The sequence below is a fragment of the Qipengyuania soli genome (assembly GCF_015529805.1).
Lineage (GTDB): Bacteria > Pseudomonadota > Alphaproteobacteria > Sphingomonadales > Sphingomonadaceae > Qipengyuania > Qipengyuania soli.
The window spans coordinates 953,822-977,659 of the sequence record NZ_CP064654.1; the positions used below are offsets into that span (position 1 = coordinate 953,822).

21 protein-coding genes and 2 tRNA genes are annotated in these 23,838 nt (G+C 63.3%); 8 read left to right on the top strand and 15 right to left on the bottom strand.

Going from position 1 to position 23,838, the window contains the following annotated elements; genetic code table 11:
* Position 1 precedes the first annotated feature (1 nt).
* The 3 genes from IRL76_RS04775 to IRL76_RS04785 are packed head-to-tail and all read left to right on the top strand — an operon-like array spanning position 2 to position 5,175.
* On the top strand, positions 2–3,613 hold the full coding sequence (locus tag IRL76_RS04775; RefSeq protein ID WP_200983637.1) for an error-prone DNA polymerase: 3,612 nt from the start codon (positions 2–4) through the stop codon (positions 3,611–3,613).
* A 10-nt stretch (positions 3,614–3,623) separates the two neighbouring features.
* Positions 3,624–4,259: a LysE family translocator gene (locus tag IRL76_RS04780; RefSeq protein ID WP_200983639.1), complete on the top strand. Its 636-nt coding sequence runs from the start codon at positions 3,624–3,626 to the stop codon at positions 4,257–4,259.
* Between the two features lie 28 nt (positions 4,260–4,287).
* Positions 4,288–5,175 (top strand): alpha/beta hydrolase family protein, encoded by an 888-nt coding sequence (locus IRL76_RS04785; protein ID WP_200983640.1) that lies wholly within the window; start codon positions 4,288–4,290, stop codon positions 5,173–5,175.
* A gap of 3 nt (positions 5,176–5,178) precedes the next feature.
* Here the strand turns inward: IRL76_RS04785 and phoB are convergent, their stop codons facing one another.
* The 11 genes from phoB to recJ form a co-directional block, all read right to left on the bottom strand.
* Positions 5,179–5,868 carry a phosphate regulon transcriptional regulator PhoB gene (gene phoB, locus IRL76_RS04790; protein ID WP_200983643.1) on the bottom strand — a complete coding sequence of 230 codons (690 nt, stop codon included), beginning with the start codon at positions 5,866–5,868 and terminating at the stop codon, positions 5,179–5,181.
* 70 nt (positions 5,869–5,938) lie between these two features.
* On the bottom strand, positions 5,939–6,610 hold the full coding sequence (gene phoU / locus IRL76_RS04795; RefSeq protein WP_200983645.1) for a phosphate signaling complex protein PhoU: 672 nt from the start codon (positions 6,608–6,610) through the stop codon (positions 5,939–5,941).
* A complete protein-coding gene (gene pstB / locus IRL76_RS04800) occupies positions 6,610–7,356 on the bottom strand; it encodes a phosphate ABC transporter ATP-binding protein PstB (RefSeq protein WP_216629308.1) in 747 nt (248 codons plus the stop codon). The genes phoU and pstB overlap by 1 nt, the downstream gene beginning before the upstream one ends.
* Positions 7,357–7,394: 38 nt before the next feature.
* Positions 7,395–8,645, bottom strand: coding sequence for a phosphate ABC transporter permease PstA (gene pstA, locus IRL76_RS04805; protein WP_200983649.1), 1,251 nt, complete (start codon positions 8,643–8,645; stop codon positions 7,395–7,397).
* The gene (gene pstC / locus IRL76_RS04810) at positions 8,638–10,023 is read right to left on the bottom strand and encodes a phosphate ABC transporter permease subunit PstC (protein ID WP_200983650.1); all 1,386 of its coding nucleotides are present in this window, start codon (positions 10,021–10,023) and stop codon (positions 8,638–8,640) included. The genes pstA and pstC overlap by 8 nt, the downstream gene beginning before the upstream one ends.
* 15 nt (positions 10,024–10,038) lie before the next feature.
* Positions 10,039–11,085 (bottom strand): substrate-binding domain-containing protein, encoded by a 1,047-nt coding sequence (locus tag IRL76_RS04815; RefSeq protein WP_200983652.1) that lies wholly within the window; start codon positions 11,083–11,085, stop codon positions 10,039–10,041.
* Between the two features lie 79 nt (positions 11,086–11,164).
* Complete coding sequence (locus tag IRL76_RS04820; RefSeq protein ID WP_200983653.1) at positions 11,165–12,541, bottom strand: OprO/OprP family phosphate-selective porin; 1,377 nt, start codon at positions 12,539–12,541, stop codon at positions 11,165–11,167.
* 133 nt (positions 12,542–12,674) lie between these two features.
* On the bottom strand, positions 12,675–13,769 hold the full coding sequence (locus IRL76_RS04825; protein ID WP_246450000.1) for a sensor histidine kinase: 1,095 nt from the start codon (positions 13,767–13,769) through the stop codon (positions 12,675–12,677).
* A gap of 156 nt (positions 13,770–13,925) precedes the next feature.
* Positions 13,926–14,000, bottom strand: a tRNA-Glu gene (locus IRL76_RS04830).
* 48 nt (positions 14,001–14,048) lie between these two features.
* Positions 14,049–14,123, bottom strand: a tRNA-Glu gene (locus tag IRL76_RS04835).
* Between the two features lie 82 nt (positions 14,124–14,205).
* Positions 14,206–15,990: a single-stranded-DNA-specific exonuclease RecJ gene (gene recJ, locus IRL76_RS04840; protein ID WP_200983655.1), complete on the bottom strand. Its 1,785-nt coding sequence runs from the start codon at positions 15,988–15,990 to the stop codon at positions 14,206–14,208.
* A 79-nt stretch (positions 15,991–16,069) separates the two neighbouring features.
* Between recJ and IRL76_RS04845 the strand changes: the two genes are divergently transcribed.
* The 3 genes from IRL76_RS04845 to IRL76_RS04855 all read left to right on the top strand — a co-directional run bounded on the left by IRL76_RS04845 (position 16,070) and on the right by IRL76_RS04855 (position 17,981).
* Entirely contained in the window at positions 16,070–16,555 is a 486-nt protein-coding gene (locus IRL76_RS04845) for a flavodoxin family protein (protein ID WP_200983656.1), read from the top strand.
* A 140-nt stretch (positions 16,556–16,695) separates the two neighbouring features.
* Entirely contained in the window at positions 16,696–17,448 is a 753-nt protein-coding gene (locus IRL76_RS04850) for a hypothetical protein (protein WP_200983657.1), read from the top strand.
* A 38-nt stretch (positions 17,449–17,486) separates the two neighbouring features.
* On the top strand, positions 17,487–17,981 hold the full coding sequence (locus tag IRL76_RS04855; protein WP_200983658.1) for an AHH domain-containing protein: 495 nt from the start codon (positions 17,487–17,489) through the stop codon (positions 17,979–17,981).
* Here the strand turns inward: IRL76_RS04855 and IRL76_RS04860 are convergent.
* Together IRL76_RS04860 and IRL76_RS04865 are read right to left on the bottom strand one after the other, a co-directional pair.
* Positions 17,978–18,946: an NAD(P)H-dependent flavin oxidoreductase gene (locus IRL76_RS04860; RefSeq protein WP_200983659.1), complete on the bottom strand. Its 969-nt coding sequence runs from the start codon at positions 18,944–18,946 to the stop codon at positions 17,978–17,980. The two genes, IRL76_RS04855 and IRL76_RS04860, sit on opposite strands and share 4 nt — an antisense overlap.
* 83 nt (positions 18,947–19,029) lie before the next feature.
* Positions 19,030–20,079, bottom strand: coding sequence for an amidohydrolase family protein (locus tag IRL76_RS04865; RefSeq protein ID WP_200983660.1), 1,050 nt, complete (start codon positions 20,077–20,079; stop codon positions 19,030–19,032).
* A gap of 358 nt (positions 20,080–20,437) precedes the next feature.
* Here IRL76_RS04865 and IRL76_RS04870 point away from each other — a divergent pair, with 358 nt between their 5' ends.
* Positions 20,438–20,575 carry a hypothetical protein gene (locus IRL76_RS04870; RefSeq protein ID WP_200983662.1) on the top strand — a complete coding sequence of 46 codons (138 nt, stop codon included), beginning with the start codon at positions 20,438–20,440 and terminating at the stop codon, positions 20,573–20,575.
* 35 nt (positions 20,576–20,610) lie between these two features.
* On the opposite strand, the gene IRL76_RS04875 is transcribed toward IRL76_RS04870, so the two are convergent.
* Positions 20,611–21,444, bottom strand: a complete 834-nt coding sequence (locus IRL76_RS04875) for a hypothetical protein (protein WP_200983664.1) — start codon at positions 21,442–21,444, stop codon at positions 20,611–20,613.
* Between the two features lie 62 nt (positions 21,445–21,506).
* Positions 21,507–23,189, bottom strand: coding sequence for a 2-isopropylmalate synthase (gene leuA, locus IRL76_RS04880; protein WP_200983666.1), 1,683 nt, complete (start codon positions 23,187–23,189; stop codon positions 21,507–21,509).
* Between the two features lie 225 nt (positions 23,190–23,414).
* On the opposite strand from leuA, the gene IRL76_RS04885 reads away from it, so the two are divergent.
* Entirely contained in the window at positions 23,415–23,837 is a 423-nt protein-coding gene (locus IRL76_RS04885) for a PaaI family thioesterase (protein WP_200983668.1), read from the top strand.
* Position 23,838 lies beyond the last annotated feature (1 nt).

Below are 23,838 nucleotides of genomic sequence, written 5' to 3' on the forward strand. Positions count from 1 at the left end.
GATGCCCGAGAACGACCTCCAGATCCCCAAGCGGACGATCGAACTCGACCCCGAGCTGATCGACGCACCGCCGCGCGCACCCTTCGTCGAACTCGGTATCGCCTCCTGCTTCAGCTTCCTGCGCGGGGCGAGCGATGCGGTCGACCTGGTGCTGCAGGCCCGCGCGTTGGGGTACGATGCCATCGGGATTGCCGATGCCAATACCATGGCCGGTATCGTGCGTGTGCATACTGAAGCAAAAACGCTGAAATTGAAGCCGCTTATCGGCTGCAGGATAGAAACCGTCGAAGGTCTGGCCTTCCTCGCCTATCCAATCGACCGTGAAGCCTATGGACGGTTGTGCCGGCTCATCAGTGCAGGACGGATGCAGACGCTTGACGGCGAATGGCAGGAGAAGGGCGCCTGCGACATCTCGCTCACCATGCTGGCCGGCCATGCCGAGGGGGTGCAACTGGTCCTGCTCCCGCCACGTGACCTAGCCCGCGAGTTCACGATTTCGGTCGAAAGCAATGTGGTGCCGTTTCCGGAAGGTCCGTCATTCCCGCGCAGGCGGGAATCCAGCGAAGCACAACGCAAGCCCACCCTGGATCCCCGCCTGCGCGGGGATGACAAGGTAAGGAAGTCATTTCCCGATCTTCTTCCCCACCTCGTCGACCAGCTACCAACTCTACGCCATATTGCCGCCAGCTATCTCCATACCGGCGATGATGTCGCGCGGATCGAGCAGCTCGACGCGCTGGCAAGGGCGAATGGTCTCGCCATCCTTGCGACCAACGACGTGCATTACGCGACACCCGACCGGCGGCCGTTGCAGGACGTGATGACGGCGATCCGGCACAAGACCACCGTCGCTGCCGCCGGGCACCTGCTCCATGGCAATGCCGAGCGTTACCTGAAGCCGCCCGAGACGATGGTGCGCCTGTTCGAGCGCTGGCCCCACGCCATTGCCGCCGCACGCCAAGTGGCCGATGCCTGCAACTTCAGCCTCGACGAACTGCGCTACGAGTATCCGGAAGAGATCTACCCCGACGGCCAGTCACCGCAGCAATTCCTCGAGAGCGAGACGTGGAAGGGCGCGCAATGGCGCTATCCCAGCGGTGTGCCCGACACGGTGCGCGCCACGCTGGAGCGCGAACTGGCGCTGATCGGCAAGCTGGAGCTGGCGCGCTATTTCCTCACCATCAAGGACATCGTCGACTACGCGCGCGGGGTCGATCCGCCGATCCTTTGCCAGGGGCGCGGCAGTGCGGCGAACTCGGCGGTGTGCTATTGCCTCGGCATCACATCAGTCGACCCGGCCAAGCACGCGCTGCTGTTCGACCGTTTCATCTCGGAGGAACGCAAGGAGCCGCCCGACATCGACGTCGATTTCGAGCACGAGCGGCGCGAGGAGGTGATCCAGTACATCTACGGCAAGTATGGCCGCCATCGCGCCGGTCTGTGCGCCACGGTGATCCATTACCGCCCGCGCATGGCCATCCGCGAGGTCGGCAAGGCGATGGGCCTGACCGAGGATGTCACCGCTGCCCTGTCCAGGACCGTCTGGGGCGGATGGGGCCGCGAGATCAGCGAGCGGCACGCTGCCGAAACAGGGATGGACGTCACCGACCCGCACTTGCGGCGTGTTCTCAAGCTGACCGAGCAAATGATTGGCATGCCGCGTCATTTGTCGCAGCATGTCGGTGGTTTCATCCTCACCGAAGGTGCGCTGACCGAGACCGTGCCGATCGGCAACGGCGCCATGCCCGAGCGTAGTTTCATCGAGTGGGACAAGGACGATATCGAGGCGCTGGGCATCCTCAAGGTCGATGTGCTGGCACTGGGCATGCTGACCTGCATCCGCAAGTGCCTCGACCTGCTCGACGATCATCACAACCGCCCCCTGAGCCTTGCAACCGTCCCGCGCGAGGACCCCGAGACCTATGCCATGCTGCGCAAGGGGGACTCGCTCGGCGTGTTCCAGGTCGAGAGCCGGGCGCAGATGAACATGCTGCCACGGCTGCGCCCGCGCGAATTCTACGATCTCGTCATCCAGGTTGCCATCGTCCGTCCCGGCCCGATCCAGGGCGACATGGTCCACCCATATCTCAAGCGTCGCCGCGGGGCGGAACAGGTCGTCATTCCCGCACCATCTCCCGAACACGGTCCGCCCGACGAGCTTTCCAGCATCCTCGAGCGCACGCTTGGCGTCCCGATCTTCCAGGAGCAGGCGATGAAGATCGCGCTCGACGCGGCCAAGTTCTCATCGCTCGAGGCGAACCGGTTGCGCAAGGCGATGGCCACCTTCCGCAGCCGCGGCATGGTCGACGAATTGCAGGACATGATGGTAGAGCGCATGGTCCACCGCGGTTACGACCGCGAGTTCGCGCAGCGCTGCTTCAACCAGATCCGCGGTTTCGGCGAATACGGTTTTCCCGAGAGCCATGCGGCGAGCTTCGCGCACCTCGTCTACGTGTCGAGCTGGCTCAAGTGCCATTTCCCCGCAGCCTTCGGTTGCGCGCTGCTCAATTCGCAGCCGATGGGCTTTTACGCCCCGGCGCAGATCGTGCGTGACGTCGTCGAACATGGCGTCAAAGTGCTGCCTGCCGACGTCAATTTGTCGCAGTGGGACTGCACGCTGGAGCAGGTGAGTGAAGCCACACATCGGCGTGACGGCAGTGGTGGCGACAGCGGCCGTCTCGACAGGCATATCGCGTTGCGGCTTGGCCTGAGGCAGGTGGACGGCTTGCCGGAAGCCGTGGCGGCACGGCTGATTGCCGAGCGCGAGGAGCGGGGTGCTTACGCTGACGTCACGGCGCTGAGGGACCGTGCGCGCATAGGGCCGGCGCATGTCGAGCGGCTTGCGAGCGCCGACTGCTTCGGTTCGATGAACCTGACGCGGCGACAGGCCCTCTGGGATGCGCGCAGCCTGATCGGCGGGCCGGACCTGCCGCTGTTCGCTGCGGCGGCGGCGCGGGACGAGGGGGCGGAGACCTCGCGCACCCGGCTCCCCGTAATGCCGCTGTCAGAGGAGGTGGTGGCCGATTACCAGACCACGCGCCTGAGCCTGAAGGCCCACCCGATGGCCTTCCTACGTGCGAGCCTCGCCGAACGCGGTTTCGTGCGCGCCTGCGACCTGCGCGAGCGCAAGTTTCGCTCCATGGTCCATGTCGCCGGGGTGGTGCTGATCCGCCAGCGACCGGGTTCGGCGAAGGGTGTTTGCTTCATCACGCTGGAGGACGAGACGGGTGTCATCAACCTCGTTGTGTGGCCCGATCTCAAGGAAAAACAACGCCGTGTGGTGATGGGTTCACGCCTTATGGAGGTGCGTGGCCGTGTAGAATACGACGATGAAGTTATACACGTTATAGCGCATCACATGGAGGATGCGACGCATCAGCTGTACCATCTGTCCGATGACATGCTGAATGCACCCGTCGCCCGTGCCGATCATGTCAATTCGCCGCTGCCCGACAAGTTCAACCCGCGCGACAACCTGCGCGAGGGCAAGGACGATCCCTACCAGCCGGTCGAGCCCTGGCAGGAGCCGCCGCCGGGCAATCGCGAATGTGGATGGCAGGGCAGGCACCCGCGTGACGTGCGAATCATTCCACCCAGCCGCGACTTCCACTAGGGCGCCGACCATGCTCGATCCGGACAAGATCATCGCCTTCATGCTCGTGACCGCCGCGACCAGCATAGTGCCGGGGCAGTCGATGCTGTTCGTGATGGGCCAGGCGATCTGGCGCGAAGCGAGGGCGGGCTGGGCCGCACTGCTCGGGATGCAACTGGGCTATGTCGTCTGGTGGGTCATGGCAGGGCTGGGACTGGGCACGCTGGCCAGGGCCTATCCCCTCGCATTCCGGATGTTGGCGCTGGCCGGTATCGCCTACCTTGCCTGGATGGGCCTGAAGGCGGTGCGCCATTCCTTTCATGTCGACGAGGAGCACGCGCCAATCCCCGAGGCTTCGTCGCGCAACGCCTTCCGCGACGGGATCGTGGTCGCCGCGAGCAATCCCAAGTCGCTCGTCTACATGGTCGCGCTGATCCCGCCCTTCGTGAACGCCGCCAAGCCGATTTGGGGCCAGATCCTCTCGCTCGCGGTGATCGCACTGGCGATCGATCTCATGGTGGGAGCACTCTACATCTTCGCCGGGCGCAGCCTCGCCGGAGCGATCGAGCGACCGGCGACGCGGCGCTGGATCGATCGGAGCATGGGGATCGCATTTCTGCTCATCGCGGCGCTCATATTGCTGGACCTCCTCTCCACACCCGTGTGAGATAGGCCCGAGACAAGGGGAGACTGACATGCGCCGATCCATCCTGCTGCTGGCTACCGCCGCGGTATTTGCAACTCCGGTCGGTGCAGGAGCGCAGTCTGACATCCCCGCAGCGATCTACACCGATCCCGCACCCGACGCAGAGCACCCCCCGCGGATGGAAACGCTGCACATTCCCAGTGGGGGCGTCGAGATCAACGCCATCGCTTATGTCGCCAGCGGCCCCGGTCCGCACCCAACGCTGCTCATCTGCCATGGCTGGCCGGGAAACGAGAAGAACCTCGACCTCGCACAGGCCGTTCGGCGCGCAGGATGGAACGCTGTCGCCTTCAACTATCGCGGGTCGTGGGGCAGCCCCGGCTCCTTCCGCTTCGCCCAGAACCCCGAGGACGCAGCGGCGGTGCTCGCTTACCTGCGCGATCCGGAAAATGCCGCCAAGCTCGGTGTCGATACCAGCCGGATAGCAATCATCGGCCACTCGATGGGTGGCTGGGTCTCGGCCATGACGGCCGGACAGGATAGCGGCCTCATCGGCATGGGCCTGATCTCGGCGGCAAACATGGGCTGGGTAGGGAGGCTCGAGCGTGGGGACCTTGCCAAAAGGTCCGCCGGCAACGCCGAAACGCTGGCCGACACGTCACCCGAGATGATGGCGGACGAACTCATCGCCAACCAGGCGGCCTTCGACTTCCTCCAGTACGCACCGCAACTGGCGGGCAAGTCGCACCTCATCCTCAGTTCGGACGACGACCTGGCCTTCATGACCGACGCGCTGGTCGAGTCGATCCGCAAGGCCGGGGGAGAGAAGGTGACGGCGATCCACGAGGCGACCGACCACAGTTGGTCGGGCAAGCGCATAGCGCTCCAGGCCCATGTCCTGCGATGGCTGGCAACGCTCGAAGGCGCAGCCGACTAGTCCTCAGCCGGCTTCGAGCGAGTAGCCCGCGCTGCGAACGGTGCGGATCGGGTCCTTGGCACCGTCGATCTCGATCGCCTTGCGCAGGCGACGGATATGGACGTCGACCGTGCGCAGCTCGATATCGCTTTCGGTACCCCAGACGCCATCGAGCAACTGGTTGCGGCTGAACACGCGGCCCGGACTTTCCATGAAGAACTTGAGCAGGCGGTATTCGGTAGGCCCCAGCTGGAGGGTGTTGCCACGGCGCCTTACCTTGTGCGCGACAGGATCGAGCGAGATGTCGCCTACCTCGATTGTCTCGCCGGCAAGTGCGGGACGGATACGCCGCATGACGGCCGAAACGCGCGCCAGGAGCTCGCGCGGGGAAAACGGCTTGGTGAGATAGTCGTCCGCACCGGTTTCGAGGCCGCGGATGCGGTCGTCCTCGGCTTCGCGCGCAGTCAGCATGATGATCGGAACGTGGGCCGTTTCCTTGTCGCGGCGCAGGCGACGGCAAACCTCGATCCCGCTCGTGCCCTCGATCATCCAGTCGAGAATGACGAGGTCCGGCGAGTCTTCGGCCGCCATGAGCAAGGCTTCATCGCCGTCCGCAGTGGTGCGGACGTTGTAGCCTTCGTTGTTGAAACGGTATTCGAGCAGTTCTGAGAGAGCCGGATCGTCTTCGACCAGCAAAAGCTTGGGCGCGTTCAAAAGTTTGCCTTCCCGCGGATTTCCATTCTCGGTCGGCACTGCTTTATGACCCTTGCGCTACAGATTTGTGTCAGGCGTCCCCGTCGGGCGGATAATTCCCGGTCGCCGCGAAGTGCACCATTTCGGCAACATTGGTCGCATGGTCGCCAATGCGCTCGAGGTTGCGGGCGACGAACAGCAGCTGGGCCGCGCTCGAGATCGTCGACGGATTTTCGACCATGTGGCTGACGAGGTTGCGGAAGATCGAATTGTAGAAGGCATCGACCTTCTCGTCGGTCGCAATGACTTCGCGCGCCAGTTCGGCATCGCGGGCGGCATAGGCGGTCAGCACGTCGTGGACCATCTCGCCGGCCACTTCGGCCATCGCGGGAAGCAGGGTCAGCGGCTCGAACTTCTTGCGGTTCGGGCCGATTTCCTTGCTCGCCTTGGCGATGTTCTTCGAATAGTCGCCGATACGCTCGACAACGCCCGCGATCTTGAGCGCGGCGATGACTTCGCGCAGGTCGTCGGCCATCGGGGCGCGAAGGGCGATGATACGGACGGCCAGCTTGTCGACCTCGCTCTCCAGCGCGTCGATCTTCTTGTCGCCCTTGACGACCTTCTTCGCGAGCTCGTCGTCGCCCTGGATCAGGGCGTCCATCGCTTCCTGGATTGCAGCCTCGGCCAGACCGCCCATCTCCGCGATCAGGCCGCGCAGCCGGGTGATATCCTCGTCGAATGCCTTGACGGTATGTTCCTGCATCAGCCGTAACGCCCTGTAATGTAGTCCTGCGTCCGCTGTTCGAGCGGGTTGGTGAAGATGTCCGATGTGCGACCGTATTCTACCATCTTTCCGAGATGGAAGAAGGCAGTGCGCTGGCTGACGCGGGCAGCCTGCTGCATCGAGTGGGTAACGATGACGATGGCGTAGCTGCCAGCGAGTTCAGCGATCAGTTCCTCGATCTTCGCGGTCGCGATGGGGTCGAGGGCCGAGCACGGTTCGTCCATCAGGATGACCTCGGGGTCGACGGCGATCGCGCGGGCGATGCACAGACGCTGCTGCTGGCCGCCCGAAAGCGCGGTGCCGCTGTCCTGCAGGCGGTCCTTGACCTCGTTCCACAGGCCGGCACGCTGGAGCGACTTTTCTACGATGGCGTCGAGCTCTTCCTTGCCTTCTGCCAGGCCATGGATTTTCGGGCCGTAGGCGATGTTCTCGTAGATCGACTTGGGGAAGGGATTCGGCTTCTGGAACACCATGCCGACGCGCGCGCGCAACTGCACGACGTCCATCTTCGAACGGTAGATATCCTCGCCATCGAGCGTGATCTCGCCTTCGACCCGGGCCGAGGGGATGGTGTCGTTCATGCGATTGAGCGTGCGCAGGAAGGTCGACTTGCCGCAGCCCGAGGGGCCGATGAAGGCCGTGACGTACTGCGTCGGGATGTCGATGGACACCTCGTCGATGGCCTTCTTGTCCCCGTAGAATACGGAGACGTCGCGCGCGCTCATCTTGGCGTCGGTCACTTCAAGGTTTTCGTGAACTACGGTCACCACTTTTTCTCGAACTTGTTGCGCAGGTAGATTGCGAGCCCGTTCATGACGAGCAGGAACAGCAATAGCACGATAATCGCCGCGCTGGTGCGTTCCACGAAACCGCGGTCGATTTCGTCCGACCAGAGGAAGATCTGGACCGGGAGCACGGTCGCGGGGGAGGTAAATCCGTCAGGCGGCGTCGCCACGAAGGCGCGCATGCCGATCATCAGCAGCGGCGCGGTTTCGCCGAGCGCGCGGGCCATGCCGATGATGGTTCCGGTAAGGATGCCGGGCAGTGCGAGCGGCAGGACGTGGTGGAACACGACCTGCACCGGCGATGCACCGATAGCGAGTGCGCCATCGCGGATGCTGGGCGGAACTGCCTTGATCGCGTTGCGGCCGGAAATCACGATTACCGGCATGGTCATCAGTGCCAGCGTCATGCCGCCGATGAGCGGTGCTGAGCGATAGCTCGGGAAAATCCACAGGAAGACCGCGAGGCCAAGGAGGCCGAAGATGATGGAGGGGACCGCGGCAAGGTTGTTGATCGAAACCTCGATCAGGTCGGTCCAGCGGTTCTTGGGCGCGTATTCCTCGAGGTAAAGTGCCGCAAGGACGCCGATCGGGAAGGCGAGCATCAGCGTGATCGCCATGGTCAGCATCGAGCCCTTGAGTGCACCCCAGATCCCCACCTGCTGCGGATTGGTGGCGTCCGAGCGTGACAGGAAGCCGACGTCGAAGTTTTTCTCTAGCTTGCCTTCTGCGGTCAGCTTGGTTGCAAGCTTGCGCATCTCGGGCGAACCATCTCCGGAATAGGCGGAGGCCAGCTTTGCGGACGTCGGCAGCGAAAATGTCACTTCCTCGCGCAGGATGGAGGGATCTTCGATTATGGCATCAGCGACGTCGCGCCACGCATCAGGCCCGATTTCCGCAGCGGCTTCATCGCCGAGTTCCTTGCTCGCGAAGAACGCGACCACTTCGGCGAGGCCCTGTGCCTGCAGGGTGTTGACCGCATCGGGCTGGGCCATCGCCGTGGGGTCGGCGGCAATGCCGGCTTCGGCGAAATTGATCGGCACATCCATTTCGACCCGCTGGAAGCCGCCGATGCCGTTCAGGGTCATCGTGACGAGCAGGAACAGCAACACCGTAATCGAAAACAGGATCGCGCCGAGGCCGACGGCCTTGAAGCGTTTTTCCGCAGCGTAGCGCTTCTGCAGTCGCGCCTCGAATTCGGCGGTGCGGGTGGGGGCGACGCGCTCACTCATATGCTTCGCGGAACCTCTTCACGACGCGCAGGGCGACGAAATTCAGGCCGAGGGTGACCATGAACAGGACGAAGCCGAGCGCGAAGGCGCTCAGCGTTGCGGGGTGATCGAAACTGCCTTCACCGGTCAGCATGGCGACGATCTGGACCGTGACCGTGGTCATCGCCTCGAGCGGGTTGGCGGTCAAATTGGCGGCGGTGGAGGCAGCCATGACCACGATCATGGTCTCGCCAATGGCGCGGCTGATGGCGAGCATGATGCCCGCGACGATGCCGGGGAGGGCTGCGGGAACCAGCACGCGGCGGATGGTCTCGCTGGTCGTCGCGCCCATCGCCAGGCTGCCGTCGCGCATGGCCTGCGGGACGGCGGCGATGGAATCGTCTGCCATCGAGGACACGAAGGGGATGATCATCACGCCCATGACGAGGCCTGCTGCCAGCGCGCTTTCGCTCGAGGGGTTGGAAACGCCCAGCGCCAAAGCGAGATCGCGGATGGCGGGTGCAATGGTGAGGGCGGCGAAATAGCCGTAGACCACGGTCGGCACGCCGGCGAGGATCTCGAGCGCGGGCTTGATCCATTTGCGCAGTCCCGGCGCGGCATATTGCGTAAGGTAGATCGCGCTCATCAGTCCGAGCGGAATGGCCACGATCATGGCGATGATCGCGCCGATGAACAGCGTTCCCCAGAACAGCGGAATGGCACCGTAGCGGCTGCCGTCGACCGCGGAGGCATTGGCCATCGGGTCGGGGCCCCAGTGCGTACCGAAGAGGAAGTCGATCGGCGAGACCATGCCGAAGAATCGCACCGTCTCGAAGACGAGGCTGGCAAGGATGCCGATGGTCGTCAGGATCGCTACCAGCGACGCGCCGAGGAGGATCACCATCACGATCCGTTCGACCTTGGTGCGGGCGGCAAAGTCGGGCTTCAGGCGAAGGAAGGCCCAAGTCCCGGCAAGAAACGCGATGACCAGCGTCGCGGCAATGCCGGTCCAGTTGTAGAACGTCAGGGCATCGCGGAAAGGTTCGACCAGCGCGGCAGCCTGCTGGTTGAATACAGCGGGGGCAGCTCCGGTCGCGACGTTGCGCGCCTCGTTGAGGATCGCCTGGCGCTGGAAGCCGAAGGCTGGAAGCTGGGCGGCGGCCGGATCGGCCAGGACCGACTGCGTCACCAGTCCCGGCGCCAGTGCCGACCAGGTGGCGGCAAAGGCGAGGACCGGAAGGACGACCCACAACGCGACATACCAGGCGTGATAGCTTGGCAGGCTCGCAATGCGGCCGTCAGTGCTCTGGCGTTTGAAGGTCCAGGCACGCGCGCGGGCCGCCAACCATCCGGCAAGCCCGAGGCCAAGGGCCAGGAGTAGCAAGATGGTTGGCGACATGCGTGTTATATAACCTTACTTCAGCTGCGAGCCGTCGAGCAGGGTGTACTCGGTAGCGGCCTTTGTGCTGGTCGCCATAACGTCATCCGGCGACGCGACAAGCCCATGCTTTGCAAGCGGGCCATCCTTTGCCCACATCTTCGTCCATGCGGCGAGGTATTCCTTGAGGCCCGGAACGGCGTCGAGGTGGTTCTTCTTCACGTACATGAACAGCGGGCGGGCGCCCGGATATTCGAAGCTTGCGATGTTGTCGTAGGTCGGCTCGACACCGTTCATGGTCAGGCCCTGGACCTTGTCGGCGTTCTCTTCGAGGTAGGAATAGCCGAAGATGCCGACGGCGTTCTTGTTGCCTTCGATCTTCTGCACGATCAGGTTGTCCTGCTCGCCCTGGTCGACATAGGCGCCGTCCGCACGGACTTCGGTGCAGATCTTCTTGAATTCGTCCTCGTTCGTTTCCTTGAGCGCCTTGGTCGCCTCGTCGGTCTTGCAACCGGCTTCGAGGATCAGTTCCTTGAGCGCGTCACGGGTACCCGAAGTCGACGGCGGGCCATAGACGAGGATCGGGGTCGCCGGGAGCGAAGGATCGACGTCCTTCCAGGTCTTGGCGGTCTGGTCCTTGCCGTAAGGCTTGGCGGCCAGCGCTTCGTAAACGATCTTCGGAGTCAGGTTCATGGTGATCCCGCCCTTCGACGAAGCCAGCGCGATGCCGTCGAGGCCGACCTGGATTTCAACGATGTCGGTGACGCCGTTGGTCTTGCAGGTTTCGAACTCGCTTGCCTTCATGCGACGCGATGCGTTCGCGATGTCGGGAGTTTCGAAGCCTTCGCCCTTGCAGAATGCTTCGATGCCGGCGCCCGAACCGATCGATTCGATGATCGGAGCCTTGAAGTTGGGGTTGTCGCGGCTGAATGCCTCGGCGACGGCCTTGGCGAACGGATAGACGGTCGACGAACCGGCAGCGCGGATCGAGTCGCGGGTAGCCGAATCACCACCATTGCTGCCGCAAGCGGCAAGAGCGACGGTCGAAACAGCCAGGAAAGCGATGGTCTTGAACTTGGTCATGGGAAAGCCCCTTGGTTGGAAACTAGCGGCGCCAAAGCGCCTCAATGTTACACGGTTGCGACAATAGTCTGACGCGTGATCAGAAATCGATCTGTGCGCGGACGCCGAAGGCATCGACATTGTACGAGCGATCGCCGTCGGCGAGAGCGTAAACCGCATCGTCATACTGCAGGATGCCGTAGTTGACACCGAACAGGGTGTAGTCGGTCGGCTTCCAGATCAGCGATGCGAGCAGGCCGTCCTGGGTGCCGCCGACGATGCCGGCGTCATTGAGGTCGAGGAAGTCATAGCGCAGGTTGAGCTGCAGCGATCCCATGCCGCCCTTGTTGAACGGGTTGGCCGGCTTCGAGCGGTCGAACTTGCCGCTCTTGTAACCGCGGGTGTCACCCTTGGTGAGGTAGTAGCCGACTTCTGCATAACCGCCGAAGAAGGTCGGGTTGGCACCGGCGCCGGCGAGGTTGACCTTCTGCCAGTAACCTTCGGCCGCCGCGTGGAACGGTCCGGAGATCATGGCAGCTTCCAGGCCGAGGCCGAATTCGCTGTCGGCAGGGATATTGCCGGTGTTGATGAAGCGCTCGGAGGTGAAGTGGACTAGCGGACGCTGGCGGTAACGCACGGTGGCGCCATCTTCGGCGATGTCGTTGTAATGCACCGAACCACCGAAGTGGAGCTGGGTCTTGCCCATCTTCGGCATGTAGACGAGGCGCGCGTCGGCACCGCGATTGTTAGTCTCGGTGTCGGCGAAATTGTCGGTGAAGACACCGCCCTGCGCCATGAAGTCGCCGCCCTTGTAGGTGACCGATGCACCGATGCGACGTTCGAAGGCGAATGCGTCGGTAAAGGCCGCGCGCTCGATGAAGGTCGTGTTCAGGCTGCTGGTCAGCTCTTCCAGCGACTGGAAGTTGTTCTGGTGGCCGACGATGACTTCGATCGGACCATCGGTATAGGAAAGGTAGGCATCGGCCGCCTCGACTTCATTGTGCGCGAAGTCGAGTTCGAACTTGTAGCCGAAGCCGCCCGGGATGTCGCCTTCGACGCCAAGGCGCGCGCGGCGCACTTCATTGCCGAAGCCATCGCTGCGGCCGGTCGAATCAGGTGCGTTGGTGAAGCCGGCGTCATACATCAGGCGACCGCGCGGCTTGAAGCTCCAGCCACCCTTGCCTTCGATGACAGGTGCGCCCTTCCAGGCGATCTTGCTGTCGGGTTCCTTGGCGACGGGAATGGCGGCAACCGTCTCGGCCTGCGCCGCAATCGTGGCGTCCTGTGCGTCATTGGCAGCCTTGGCCGCGGCCAGTTCGCCTTCGAGCTGGTCGATACGGGCGTTCATTGCCTGGAGCTGGGCGCGCATTGCGGCCAGTTCGTCGGCGGTGACGGTGACGTCTTGCGCAAGTACCGGGGTGGCCATGGTGCAGCTGAGCGCGGCGGCAGCCACCGAAAGGCGGAATATGCGGGTCATTGTGGATCCTTTTGGGGAGTCGGTTACGATCTGGCGACGCCCCTATGACCGGCAGATTACACTAATGTGACAGTTGTCGCGTAGGTGTCTCCGACCGGTGGAAATCCGGTGGATAACCCCGTTCCGGGCTCGATTAGTCGACCTGTTGTTCGCTCTCGAGAGGCAGGCTGACTGTCACCCGCGTCCCTTCACCCGGTGTGCTTTCGATATCGAGCCGTCCGCGATGACGTTCGACGATATGCTTCACGATCGCGAGGCCGAGCCCCGTGCCACCCGATGCACGGCTACGGCCGGGGTCGGTGCGATAGAAACGTCGTGTGAGGTGAGGGACATGCTCGGCGGGAATACCGTCGCCGCGGTCCGTAACGACGATTCTCACCCGATTCTCGCTCCGCTGCTCGACAGCCACGGATACTGGCTTGTCGGCATCGCCGTACTTCAGGGCATTGTCGACAAGGTTGCGGACGAGCTGTTCGAGCTGCTGTTCGTCGCCGCGGACCCAGAAGCTGCCCTCGGACGTGAACTCCAGCCGGTCAGCACGCTCGCTTCCGGCGCCGTCGCGCGCAGCACGTTCCACCAGGCCTGCCAGTTCGATTCGCGCCTCGGGCAAATCGTGCTTTTCGGCCTCGATCCGAGATAGCGACATGAGGTCGCTGACAAGGTCCTGAAGCCGTTTCGATTCACGATGGATGGTCCCTAGGAACCGTTCCGCGACCGCCGGTTGCAGGTGTTCGACGTCTTCCTGCAGCGTTTCGACATAACCGATGATCGACGCCAGCGGCGTGCGCAGTTCATGGCTGGCATTGGCGACGAAGTCGGTATGGGCGCGCGAGATGTCCGCTTCGGCGGTCTTGCTGACAAACTCGATCACGGCGAGGCCATCGTTCATCGTCTTGCGATTGACGCGCCAGATATCATGCCGACGCGCAAGATTGCGGACGATCGCGGTTCCGTCGGAGCCGCGTTCGATCAGTCGCACCGCCTCGGGCTGGCGCAGTGCCATGCGCACGTCCTGCCCGATGATGTGCGCCCCAAGCAGCGCGCGTGCCGCATGGTTGGCAATGACCACCCGGTCGCGTTCGGTGATGATGACGGGGGTTTCCGAATGCTCGAACAGGTCGCGCATCGAATCGCGGGTGAGCGAGCCGTTGTTGCTGGTGTCGCTGGTCGGCGGAGGCTCGGCACCGACGAGCCATAGCGAGCCGACCCAAACGAGCAGAATGGCCAAGACTGCGACAAGGTCGACCCCGAAAAATGCCAGAAACGCGCATGCTATGAGCGCGATTGATATTCCGGACCAGGGGAGTGGGCGCCCATTCATCGTGGCGCGGCTTAGCCGCCAGTCTGTGGCTCTGCCAACCAGTTTCGGAGAAAGTCACGAAAGTGGTGACCCCTACGGGAATCGAACCCGTGTTTCAGCCGTGAGAGGGCCGCGTCCTGACCGCTAGACGAAGGGGCCGTTCCAGGGTTCTGGCCATGTGGCCGGCCGGAATCGAAAACGCCACCGTGGTGACCCCTACGGGAATCGAACCCGTGTTTCAGCCGTGAAAGGGCCGCGTCCTGACCGCTAGACGAAGGGGCCACATCGGTGGCGTGGCGGCGCACTTAGAGGCGGGTTGGTGAGGCGTCAACCCTTCAATGTGCGCTGCGGCAAAGCTTTGTCGTCAATCGGCCCACGCGGCATCTTCGAGGTGGAGTTCCGCCTGGGGCCGGTTGCCCCAGTCGTCGATCTTGGCGCGTCCCGCCAGCCACATTCGACGGCCCTGCGCCGCGTGGAGGAGCGCCTGGCCCATGGCGCTCTCGGCAGCGCGGAAGGCGATTCCCTTGAAGCTGCGGCCATCATCGCCTGCGGCAATGATGCGAACGTGGTCCGTGCCGACGATATCGCATTTGACCAGCCGTACCGGGCCTACCGCGATCCGCGGTCCGGGCCAGCCGACCCCGTAGGGTCCGCCTTCTTCCAGCGAGTTGACGAGATCGGGCGTCAGTCCTCCCGGCGCGACGGCGACGTCGAGCAACATCTCGCGACTGGCCGACGCACGGGCGACCTGCCCCTCCAGATGCGTGTCGAGCCATTCGGCGAGGGCCTCGACCTGTGCGGCATCGACCGTCAACCCGGCAGCCATTGCGTGCCCGCCGCCAGCCACCAGAAGGCCTTCGTCCCGTGCGCGGATAATCGCGGCACCGAGGTCCACGCCAGCGATCGAGCGGCCCGATCCCTTGCCCTGACCCGATTCATCGTCGAGCGCGATGACCAGCGAGGGTTTCCCGGTCTTCTCCTTGATCCGCCCCGCGACGATTCCGATGACCCCCGGATGCCACCCGCGTCCCGCCAGCAAGTGCACCGCGCGGTTGTGCTGTGCGGCCAATTGTTCCTCGGCCGCAGCCTGCACTTCGGCCTCGATCGCGCGACGCTCGTCGTTGAGCGCCGAGAGCTGGGCGGCGATAACGCGCGCCTCCTCGGGATCCTCGGTGGTGAGGAGGCGTACACCGAGCGTCGATTCTCCCACGCGACCTCCGGCATTGATCCGCGGGCCGAGCGCGAAGCCGAGGTCGCTGCAGGCAGGGGCGCGCTTCAGCCGGCTTGCGTCGATGAGGGCCGACATGCCGATATTGTCGCGCCTGCCCATGACCTTGAGACCCTGCGCCACGAACGCCCGATTGAGGCCGTGCAGGGCGGCGACATCGGCCACTGTGCCCAGCGCCACGAGGTCGAGCAGTGCGAACAGGTCCGGCTCCTTGCGAGACGCGAAATAGTCCTGCGCCCGCAGGGTGCGCACCAGTGCGACCGCCAGCAGGAAGGCAACGCCGACCGCAGCAAGGTGGCCATGCGAGGCGACGAGGTCGTCTTCGTCCAGCCGGTTCGGGTTCACCAGTGCGACGGCGCGCGGCAGTTCGGCCGAGCACTTGTGGTGGTCGACAACGATTACATCGACGCCCGCGTCGTTCGCCATAGCCAGTGCTTCGTGCGCCATGGCGCCGCAATCGACAGTGACGACAAGGCTGCTGCCCTGTTCTCCCAGCCTGACCAGCGCCTCTCCCGAAGGGCCGTAGCCCTCGAGCAGGCGATCGGGAATGTAGTAGCCTGCCTCCACGCCGAGATCGCGCAGGAGACGGATGAGAAGGGCTGAACTCGTCGCGCCGTCGACGTCGTAGTCGCCGTAGATCGTGATCCGCTCGCCCGACAGAACCGCCTGCGCGATCCGGTCTGCAGCGGCATCCATGTCGCGGAAGGCGGAAGGGTCGGGTAGGAAATCCCTCAGTGTAGGGTTCCGATGCCGCGCGAGATCCTCTCTCGCGACACCACGCGCCAGGAGCAGCTGGCTGACGATATCCTCGCCGGAACCCATTCCAGCGGCCAGCTCCATGTTACCACCGCGCCAGCGCCATGCCCTTTCATTGAGGGAGCGTGAGACGCCGAATACGTGGGAGAGGGCCTGCGATGCCATTGCGGCATCCTAGCCGCAGCGGGGGCGATGGCAAAGCAGGCTCGATTGACAATCGACAGGCGCTGGCGAAATTGGCGTGATGGAAGGTGGACAACTTCTCATCGTCTGGCACAGCCGTACAGGCACAGCTGAGGCCCTGGCGCGAGCGGTTGCGGATGGCGCAGGAGAGCGCGCCCAGCTGCTTCATTGTTCGCAAGTCGGGCCGGAAGAACTGATCGCAGCCACCGGCTACCTCTTCACCTGTCCCGAAAATCTCGCATCAATGACCGGTGCGATGAAAGAGATGTTCGATCGCTGCTACTACCCGGTCCTCGGGAGGATCGAAGGCAGACCTTATACCTCGGTCATTGCAGCCGGTTCCGATGGGGAAGGGGCGCAGCGACAGCTGGACCGGATAGCAACAGGCTGGCGTCTGCGAAAAGCGATGGATGGCTGGATCGTCATAACCCATGCCCAGTCGGCGGAAGAAATCCTCGCACAGAAAACCGTGCCGCAGGCCACTCTGGAAAAAGCCCGCGAAATCGGTCAGGCGCTCGCCGAGGGCATCGCGTTAGGCATCTACTAGTAACTTCGTCCGTACTGGACCAATATTAGTGGGATTTTCTGGACACGACGGTGAAAACTGTCGCAGTCTCAGACAATTGGAGGGGCGCGACGATTTTCGGGGGGGTGAGAATTTACGCTGGTACTGACACGGCGAGGGATATGCCGGGCGTTTTCCTATTCTTCGGAAAGGGGCAGCGCCCATCGAGACGTGCCGTCGTCGAACAGTTGGCAAACAGCGACACCGCGTTCGTTAGCCATGATCCGGTCCAAGCCGATCAAATCCTGAAAGACGAGCGCGAGGCGGAGCTGTCGTCATGGCTCGAACTCGTCTGTCACGGCCTTACTTTCGATGTCCTGGGGCTGGGCGATGGCCCCGCATTGACTACCGGACCTGTGGCGCACCGTTTCGGGTGTTCGGCTGATATCGATGGCGGGGACTTCGAAGCCATCGGACTTTTTCCCGGTCCTCACCTGGCCGAAGGCACCAACAGTCTCCCGGTCGTTCGAACCATGCTGCAACTGGCGCTGCTGCTGGCTGAGACGAGCGGGGAATTTCGTGGGGCCTACTGGTCACCCGCCCGCTCCCTCATCGGACCCGATCTCTTCAGGCGGATCGTCGGCGAATGGCTCGCCGGTGGTCCGTTTCCGTCGCTCGGTCTTGTCGGATATGTCTTCGGTGAAGATGGCAGCATGCGGAGTGACGGCCTCGCGTTCCTTGCCGATCGCGAAATTGCCCTCGAACCCGCTCTGTCGGCCGATCGCATTGCGGCCGCGAGGTTGGCGGTGAGGGTCGTACACCTGCTCGTCGGCAGCCTACCACCGGATCACGTCATGCCATTCACCTTCGAAGGTCGGGAAATGCATTTGCGCCCCGACTCTGAAGGGAAGTTGATCTTCGTCGAGCTGGCTTGATCGCAGATCCACCCGCTCGCATCGCTGCCCAGACCGGGTTGCGAAGACCTCTCCCCTTCCGGAAGGTTAATCGCCGCGATGGTGCGCAATATGACCCTTCGTTGCAACGTCATCATCTCTTGCCCTGCCAGCTCCTGACAATGAGGTGCTTCACGCCGTTCTTCGACGCAGTCGGGAGGGAGAGGATCGGCTTCGACGACTTCCGACGGAACGGAATGCTCCTCCCGGCACGCGAGGAAGCGGTGGGCAGGCTTCTGCTCCCGCTGCACCGGGGGCCGCATCGCGACTACAACGCGATGGTCGCCGACAGGGTCGGACGGATCGAACGAGCCTGGGCGCGCGATCGGGTAAGGTTCGGGACCGACAACCACGAGGCAGCGGCCATGCGCCTGGCTTTGCTGCAGAAGGGTCTGCGGCGCAGGCTACTCGATTGCCGGCAGCCGCTGATGCTCAATCGCAAGGATCCGCTTGGGGCCGGCGTAGACTTTTCGAGCCTCGACGCACTCGCCGAGGAGTTGTGGGCGGCGGCCTAGGCGGTCGCCTTGGCCAGCGCTTCCTTGGCCGCGCGGTACTCAGCCTCGAGACGTGCCACCGTCTCCTCGACAGGAGCAGAGCGCGTGACTGTACCGATGCCCTGACCCGAACCCCAGATGTCCTTCCACGCCTTGGCCTTGGTGTTGCCGCCGCTGCCGAAGTTCATCTTCGAAGGATCGCTCTGCGGCAGGTTCTCCGGATCGAGGCCGGCGGCCTCGATGCTGGAACGCAGGTAGTTGCCATGAACCCCGGTGAAGAGGTTGGTGTAGACGATGCCGCTGGCGCTGCCTTCGACGATGGCATCCTTGTAGCGCTGGTCGGCATTGGCTTCGCTCGTCGCGATCCAGGGCGAACCGATGTAGGCGAAGTCGGCGCCCAGAGCCTGTGCCGCCAGGATCGAACGGCCATGCGCGATGGAGCCCGACAGGGCGATAAGGCCATCGAACCAGCTGCGGATTTCCTGCATCAGCGCAAAAGGGCTGAGCACGCCGGCATGGCCACCGGCCCCTGCGGCCACCGGTATCAGGCCGGTCGCACCCTTTTCGATCGCCTTGCGGGCAAAGCGGTCGTTGATGACGTCGTGCATGGTAATGCCGCCCCAGCCCTTTACCGCGGCAAACACATCCTCGAGCGCGCCGAGCGAGGTGATGACCAGGGGCACCTGCCACTTTGCGCAAGTGGCCATGTCGGCGTCGAGGCGGTCGTTCGACTTGTGGACGATCTGGTTGACCGCATAGGGAGCGGCCGGACGGTCGGGATTGTCGCGGTTGTGCGCGGCCAGTTCCTCGGTGATCTGGTGGAGCCATTCGTCGAGCTGGCTCTGCGGGCGTGCGTTGAGCGCGGGAAAGCTGCCCACGATCCCCGCCTTGCACTGTGCGATTACCAGTTCCGGACCCGACACGATAAAGAGCGGCGATCCGATGACGGGAAGGCGCAGGCGATCGAACGGGGCGGGAAGGGACATGCGGGGACTCTCCGTTGCTCTATGAAACGCAAATCTGCTTATGGCGCACGAATGCGCTTGTCGAGGATGACGTTACGTAAACGTCAAGCAGCAGGCAGGACGTGCTCGATGCCGTAGATGCGCGCAGCAGTTCCGGCGAAGAGGGCATGCTTCTCGTCGGCGCTGGCGCCCTGGGCAAGGCGCTTGAAGGCATTCCACAACTCGGCGTAGCTCGCGCCCCAGCGGTCGACCGGGTAATTGCTCTCGAACATCCCGCGATCGGGTCCGAAAGCTTCGATGCAGGTGTCGATGTAGGGGCGCCACATTGCCGCCAGATGCTCCGATCCGTGGCCCTTCATCGGCCCTTCTTCAGGGAGGCCGCAGAAGGCCATGGCGAGGCCGCCGAGCTTCACGGCGACATTGGGACATTCGGCCAAGGCGTGGATCGAACGGCGCCAGCGATCGAAGTTTTCATGCAGCTTGCCGCGATAGCTTGCGATGTTGAGCGGGGTTCCGCAGTGGTCGAGCACGATCTGCTGCTGCGGGAAAGCCCGTGCCAGCGCGAGGACGTCACCCAGCTGCGGTTCGAGCAGCCAGGCATCGAAAGTCAGGCCATATTCGGAATAGGCGGCAAAACCGGCACGGAAGGCGTCGGAATTGTACAGGCCCTCTGGCGCATGGAAGGGAGGGCCGAGGACCTCCGGATCGGCATCCCAGGCGGCAGCATGGCGAATGCCGCGGAAGCGCCCGTTGCCGGCAGCGACCAGAGCCTCGATCACCGGTTTCACCGCATCGCCCAGCGTCAGGTCAGCATGACCCACGATGGCAGCGCACGGGCGATAGTCGCCATAAAGTCCGCTCGCACCCTGTGCCGCAACCCCGTTGACGAACTCGACTTCGCCCACCGTCTTCAGCGATTCGCCGCGCGAGGCATCGTAGAACGCGCCGCATTCCATGAACACGGTCCCCACCACGTTATGGCCGCTGTGCGTGTCTGCGTGGAGCTCGTCGAAGGTGTAGTAGGCCGCGCCAACCAGCGCCTCGAGGAAGTCATGCCGAGGTTCCGGGAAAGCGCTCATCAGTGGCCGCAGGTCCCACAGGTGGTGATGCGGGTCGATGATCGGCAGGTCAGGGTCGATGATGGCTTCGCTCATGTCGGTCTCTCTCCCTTTGGACGCATGCAGGATCGGATGAGGGATCCCCGGCCTTGTTCCAACAGGATGGAACACATGGAACACGGTTCTGGCAAGTGAAACTGCGGGTACGCAGGCGCAATGCCTTCAGCCGAAACCTTTGCCAGATCCAACACTCTGTCACAGGCCGTTCGTAGGCGTGCAATGCAGAGTAGGAAAAGCGCCAGACATGCTTTCCGGCGCAGTAACAATTTGGGAACCTCGACGAGCTATTCTTGCCGGACAGTTCAGCGATCGGGGGGCAATTCCGATGGTTTTTGGCAGGAAAGGTCTGGAGACCGCATCGCGGTCGTCTCACTTGCAGCAGGCGCGTCCATTCATGGCGGGCCAGGTAGCCGAAAGCTACGCCTATGCCGAAGATGACGACGATCCGGCATTCGTCCCGCGCGTGGGCCCACGTCATGGGAAGGTGTGGATGGCTGCGGGTCTGTTTGCCTTCTTCGCCATCAAGCGCTGAAACTGCACTTCTCGTTCTGACCTGACCGCGACGGATCAGCTTTCGGCCCTGCGGCCTCCCATGCTCGCAAACAGGCCGACGACCTCGTCCCTGCAATCTTCGCACTTGCGGGTGTCGACCGATACGAAAACCTTGCCGCGGCGAATTTCCTGTTCGTAGAAGCCGACCTCGACCCCGTCGACGTCGTGATCGCTCAACATCTTGGCAATTGCGCTGCCGGTCGCGCCGATGACGCCGCTGACACCTGCAACCGAGCCGAAAGCTGATGCGGTCAGCGCGCCCGCTACGGCCACCGGACCAACGCCCGGCACGAACAGCACCGCCATGCCGAACAAGGCACCGGCAATACCGCCGCCCACGACGCCCGTGGTGATTTCGCCAACCGAGTGACCCTTGGGCGGCTCGTAGGGCTGGTCGAGATAGTTGCTAGCCCGCCAGACGAGAGAAATTGCCTCGTCAGGAACACCAACTGACTTGATCGCCAGCACGGCGGCGTTCGCCGCTTCAAGCTGGTCGAACACGGAGGTCAGGATGAAATCCTTGCTTTCATTCAATTTCTTGCGGGCGATATCGAAGGCGCGAGCGAAGCTGTCGCGTTCGCGTTCTGATCGGAATTCGGCGCGAAGGCCGGCTGAATCATGGAGTTTCTGGACGCTAGGCGTGTGAGTTTCGCGGAACATCGTGCGCAAGAGCATGTCGATGGTCGAGGGACGCAGACGCTGGTCGGTGCCGCGATTGATCCACTCCATTGTCCGAGGACGCGGGTGTGCAGTGTCGAGATAATATAGCGCGGAGAGATCGGCAGCCTTGACCACGTACGCTGGCAATTTCTCGGGCGGGGAGACCATGGCGAAGGAAATAAGCGCCATGGAGAGAAAGTCCATGGCGCAAGGGCATTATGTCGGAAACGTTCAATTTATAGTATTCGTTCTTAGCCTTGGCGTGCCACAGCATTGGCAGCGCTGAGTACGGCGCGGACGCTGGCTGTCGCGACGTCTTCATCGATGCCGCAGCCCCAGACGGTCCGACCGTCACCTGTCCGACATTCGAGATAGGCGGCCGCATTGGCGTCGGTACCGGCACCAAGCGCGTGCTCGGTGTAGTCGACCACCTCGAGATCGACGCCGAAGCTGTCCGCCAGTGTGCTCATCACGCTGGATATGAGGCCGTTGCCGCGACCCGAAACGCTTTGTGCCTTCCCGTCGACCTCGATGGTGCCGGCAAACAGGCGGGTTCCGTCCGATGCACGGCTTTCTTCGTAATCGACCAGGCGGAACTGGCGCGGTTCCATCTTGACGTAATAGGCATGGCGGAAGGCGTCCCAGATATCAGCGGCAGTCAGCTCCCGGCCAAGCGCGTCGGCCATGCGCTGCACGTGCGGGCTGAAGTCGGCCTGCATCTTCTTGGGCAGCTTAAGGCCCTTGTCCTGCTCCAGGACCCAGGCGAAGCCACCCTTGCCGGACTGCGAGTTGACGCGGATCACCGCCTCGTAGCTGCGGCCAAGATCGGCGGGGTCGATCGGCAGGTAGGGTACGCGCCATGCTGGCGAATTCTGGCTCGCGTGTGCCGCGAAACCCTTCTTGATCGCGTCCTGATGGCTACCCGAGAAGGCCGTGTAGACTAGTTCGCCGCCATAGGGATGGCGCTGGTGGACGGGGAGCTGGTTGCAGTACTCGACAGTCTCGATCACCCGGTCGATGTCAGAAAAATCGAGCTTGGGGTCGACGCCCTGCGTGTACATGTTGAGCGCCATTGTCACGAGGCAGCAGTTGCCGGTGCGCTCGCCATTGCCGAACAAGCAGCCTTCGACGCGGTCGGCACCGGCCATCAGCGCCAGCTCCGCCGCCGCGACGCCCGTGCCGCGATCGTTGTGGGTGTGCAGGCTGATGATTGCACTCTCGCGGTTCGGGAGATTGCGGATGAAGTATTCGACCTGGTCGGCATAGATGTTCGGCGTCGCCGCCTCGACCGTTGCCGGCAGGTTGAGGATGATCGGATGATCGGGCGTGGGCTTGAGGACGCCCATCACCGCCTCGCAGACCTCCAGGCTGAAATCGAGTTCTGCAGTGGAGAAGGTCTCCGGCGAATACTCGAAGTGCCAGTTGGTGCCCGGTTGCTTGGCCGCTTCGTCGCGCATGACCTTGGCGCCGGTGACGGCGATTTCGCGGACCTGGTCCTTGGTCATCCCGAACACGACCTCGCGCCAGGCGGGGCTGACCGCGTTGTAGAGGTGGACGATGGCCGCCCGCGCACCGGTGAGGCTGGCAAAGCTGGTGCGGATCAGGTCCTCGCGGCTCTGGGTGAGCACTTGGACGATCACGTCGTCGGGAATGCGGCCCGATTTTACGAGACCCGAGATGAAATCGAACTCGGTAGCGCCCGCACTGGGGAAACCGACCTCGATTTCCTTCACCCCGATTTCGACGAGTAGGTCGAAGAAACGGTTCTTCTTGTGCGCGTCCATCGGATCGACGATCGCCTGGTTGCCGTCGCGAAGGTCGGTCGACAGCCAGCGCGGCGGGGCGGTGATGGTTCGGCCCGGCCACTGCCGGTCGGTCAGCGGGACCTGCGGGAAGGGCGAATATTTGGCGCTCGGATCGCGGAGCATGGACATCGGAAAATCTCGGTTCTTGCGGAAGCTTCGGGGTGGAGGTTGTTCCCTTGGGCGCTCAGCGCGCCCGCTCCGGCACGCCAGCTATCACGCCCAAGGGCGTGTAAGTCGCAGAATAAGGCCGAGTGCGTTGTGCATGTGAGTTGCTATGCGAAAGCAGGGAAGGGTTGTAAAGCAAAACAGGCTTGGGCATCCCGAGAAATTATCTTGCATCGCACAGGGGGAAGAATGTCCGAACCGCATCCGCTCAGCACCACTCTCGGTCTCGTCCGGGTGGTGTCGCTCGATCCAGAGGGCAAGGCGAGCCTGGAATACGAAGCCAAGCCCGAGCAATGCCATTCGGGCGGCGTGGTGCAGGGCGGCTTCATCACGGGATGGATCGATGCGGCAATGGCGCACGCTGCTATCGCGAAGAACGGGCCCGGCATCGTCCCCATGACACTCGAACTCAAGGTCAGCTTCTTTGCCCCGACACGGCCCGGCATAGTGATTGCCGAAGCCTGGGTGGAACGGCACGGCAAGCACACGAGCTTCTATGAAGGCCATCTCAAGGACACGCAGGGCAGGGTCCTGGCGAAGGCAACGAGCACGATCCTGCTGGCCGACGTCAGCCGGGTCATGGAAGCCTCGAAAAAGGCGACGGGAGGATAAC

Excerpts from the sequence above, each read along its gene's own strand:
- IRL76_RS04845 (WP_200983656.1), top strand. The coding sequence starts at position 16,070 with ATGGAAGGTGGACAACTTCTCATCGTCTGGCACAGCCGTACAGGCACA.
- pstB (WP_216629308.1), bottom strand. The coding sequence starts at position 7,356 with ATGAGCGCGCGCGACGTCTCCGTATTCTACGGGGACAAGAAGGCCATC.
- IRL76_RS04870 (WP_200983662.1), top strand. The coding sequence starts at position 20,438 with ATGGCGGGCCAGGTAGCCGAAAGCTACGCCTATGCCGAAGATGACGAC.
- IRL76_RS04820 (WP_200983653.1), bottom strand. The coding sequence starts at position 12,541 with ATGACCCGCATATTCCGCCTTTCGGTGGCTGCCGCCGCGCTCAGCTGC.
- IRL76_RS04780 (WP_200983639.1), top strand. The coding sequence starts at position 3,624 with ATGCTCGATCCGGACAAGATCATCGCCTTCATGCTCGTGACCGCCGCG.
- recJ (WP_200983655.1), bottom strand. The coding sequence starts at position 15,990 with ATGGCATCGCAGGCCCTCTCCCACGTATTCGGCGTCTCACGCTCCCTC.
- IRL76_RS04860 (WP_200983659.1), bottom strand. The coding sequence starts at position 18,946 with ATGTCCCTTCCCGCCCCGTTCGATCGCCTGCGCCTTCCCGTCATCGGA.
- IRL76_RS04885 (WP_200983668.1), top strand. The coding sequence starts at position 23,415 with ATGTCCGAACCGCATCCGCTCAGCACCACTCTCGGTCTCGTCCGGGTG.
- pstA (WP_200983649.1), bottom strand. The coding sequence starts at position 8,645 with ATGAGTGAGCGCGTCGCCCCCACCCGCACCGCCGAATTCGAGGCGCGA.
- IRL76_RS04875 (WP_200983664.1), bottom strand. The coding sequence starts at position 21,444 with ATGGCGCTTATTTCCTTCGCCATGGTCTCCCCGCCCGAGAAATTGCCA.
- pstC (WP_200983650.1), bottom strand. The coding sequence starts at position 10,023 with ATGTCGCCAACCATCTTGCTACTCCTGGCCCTTGGCCTCGGGCTTGCC.
- IRL76_RS04815 (WP_200983652.1), bottom strand. The coding sequence starts at position 11,085 with ATGACCAAGTTCAAGACCATCGCTTTCCTGGCTGTTTCGACCGTCGCT.
- IRL76_RS04775 (WP_200983637.1), top strand. The coding sequence starts at position 2 with ATGCCCGAGAACGACCTCCAGATCCCCAAGCGGACGATCGAACTCGAC.
- IRL76_RS04865 (WP_200983660.1), bottom strand. The coding sequence starts at position 20,079 with ATGAGCGAAGCCATCATCGACCCTGACCTGCCGATCATCGACCCGCAT.
- leuA (WP_200983666.1), bottom strand. The coding sequence starts at position 23,189 with ATGTCCATGCTCCGCGATCCGAGCGCCAAATATTCGCCCTTCCCGCAG.
- IRL76_RS04850 (WP_200983657.1), top strand. The coding sequence starts at position 16,696 with ATGCCGGGCGTTTTCCTATTCTTCGGAAAGGGGCAGCGCCCATCGAGA.
- IRL76_RS04785 (WP_200983640.1), top strand. The coding sequence starts at position 4,288 with ATGCGCCGATCCATCCTGCTGCTGGCTACCGCCGCGGTATTTGCAACT.
- phoU (WP_200983645.1), bottom strand. The coding sequence starts at position 6,610 with ATGCAGGAACATACCGTCAAGGCATTCGACGAGGATATCACCCGGCTG.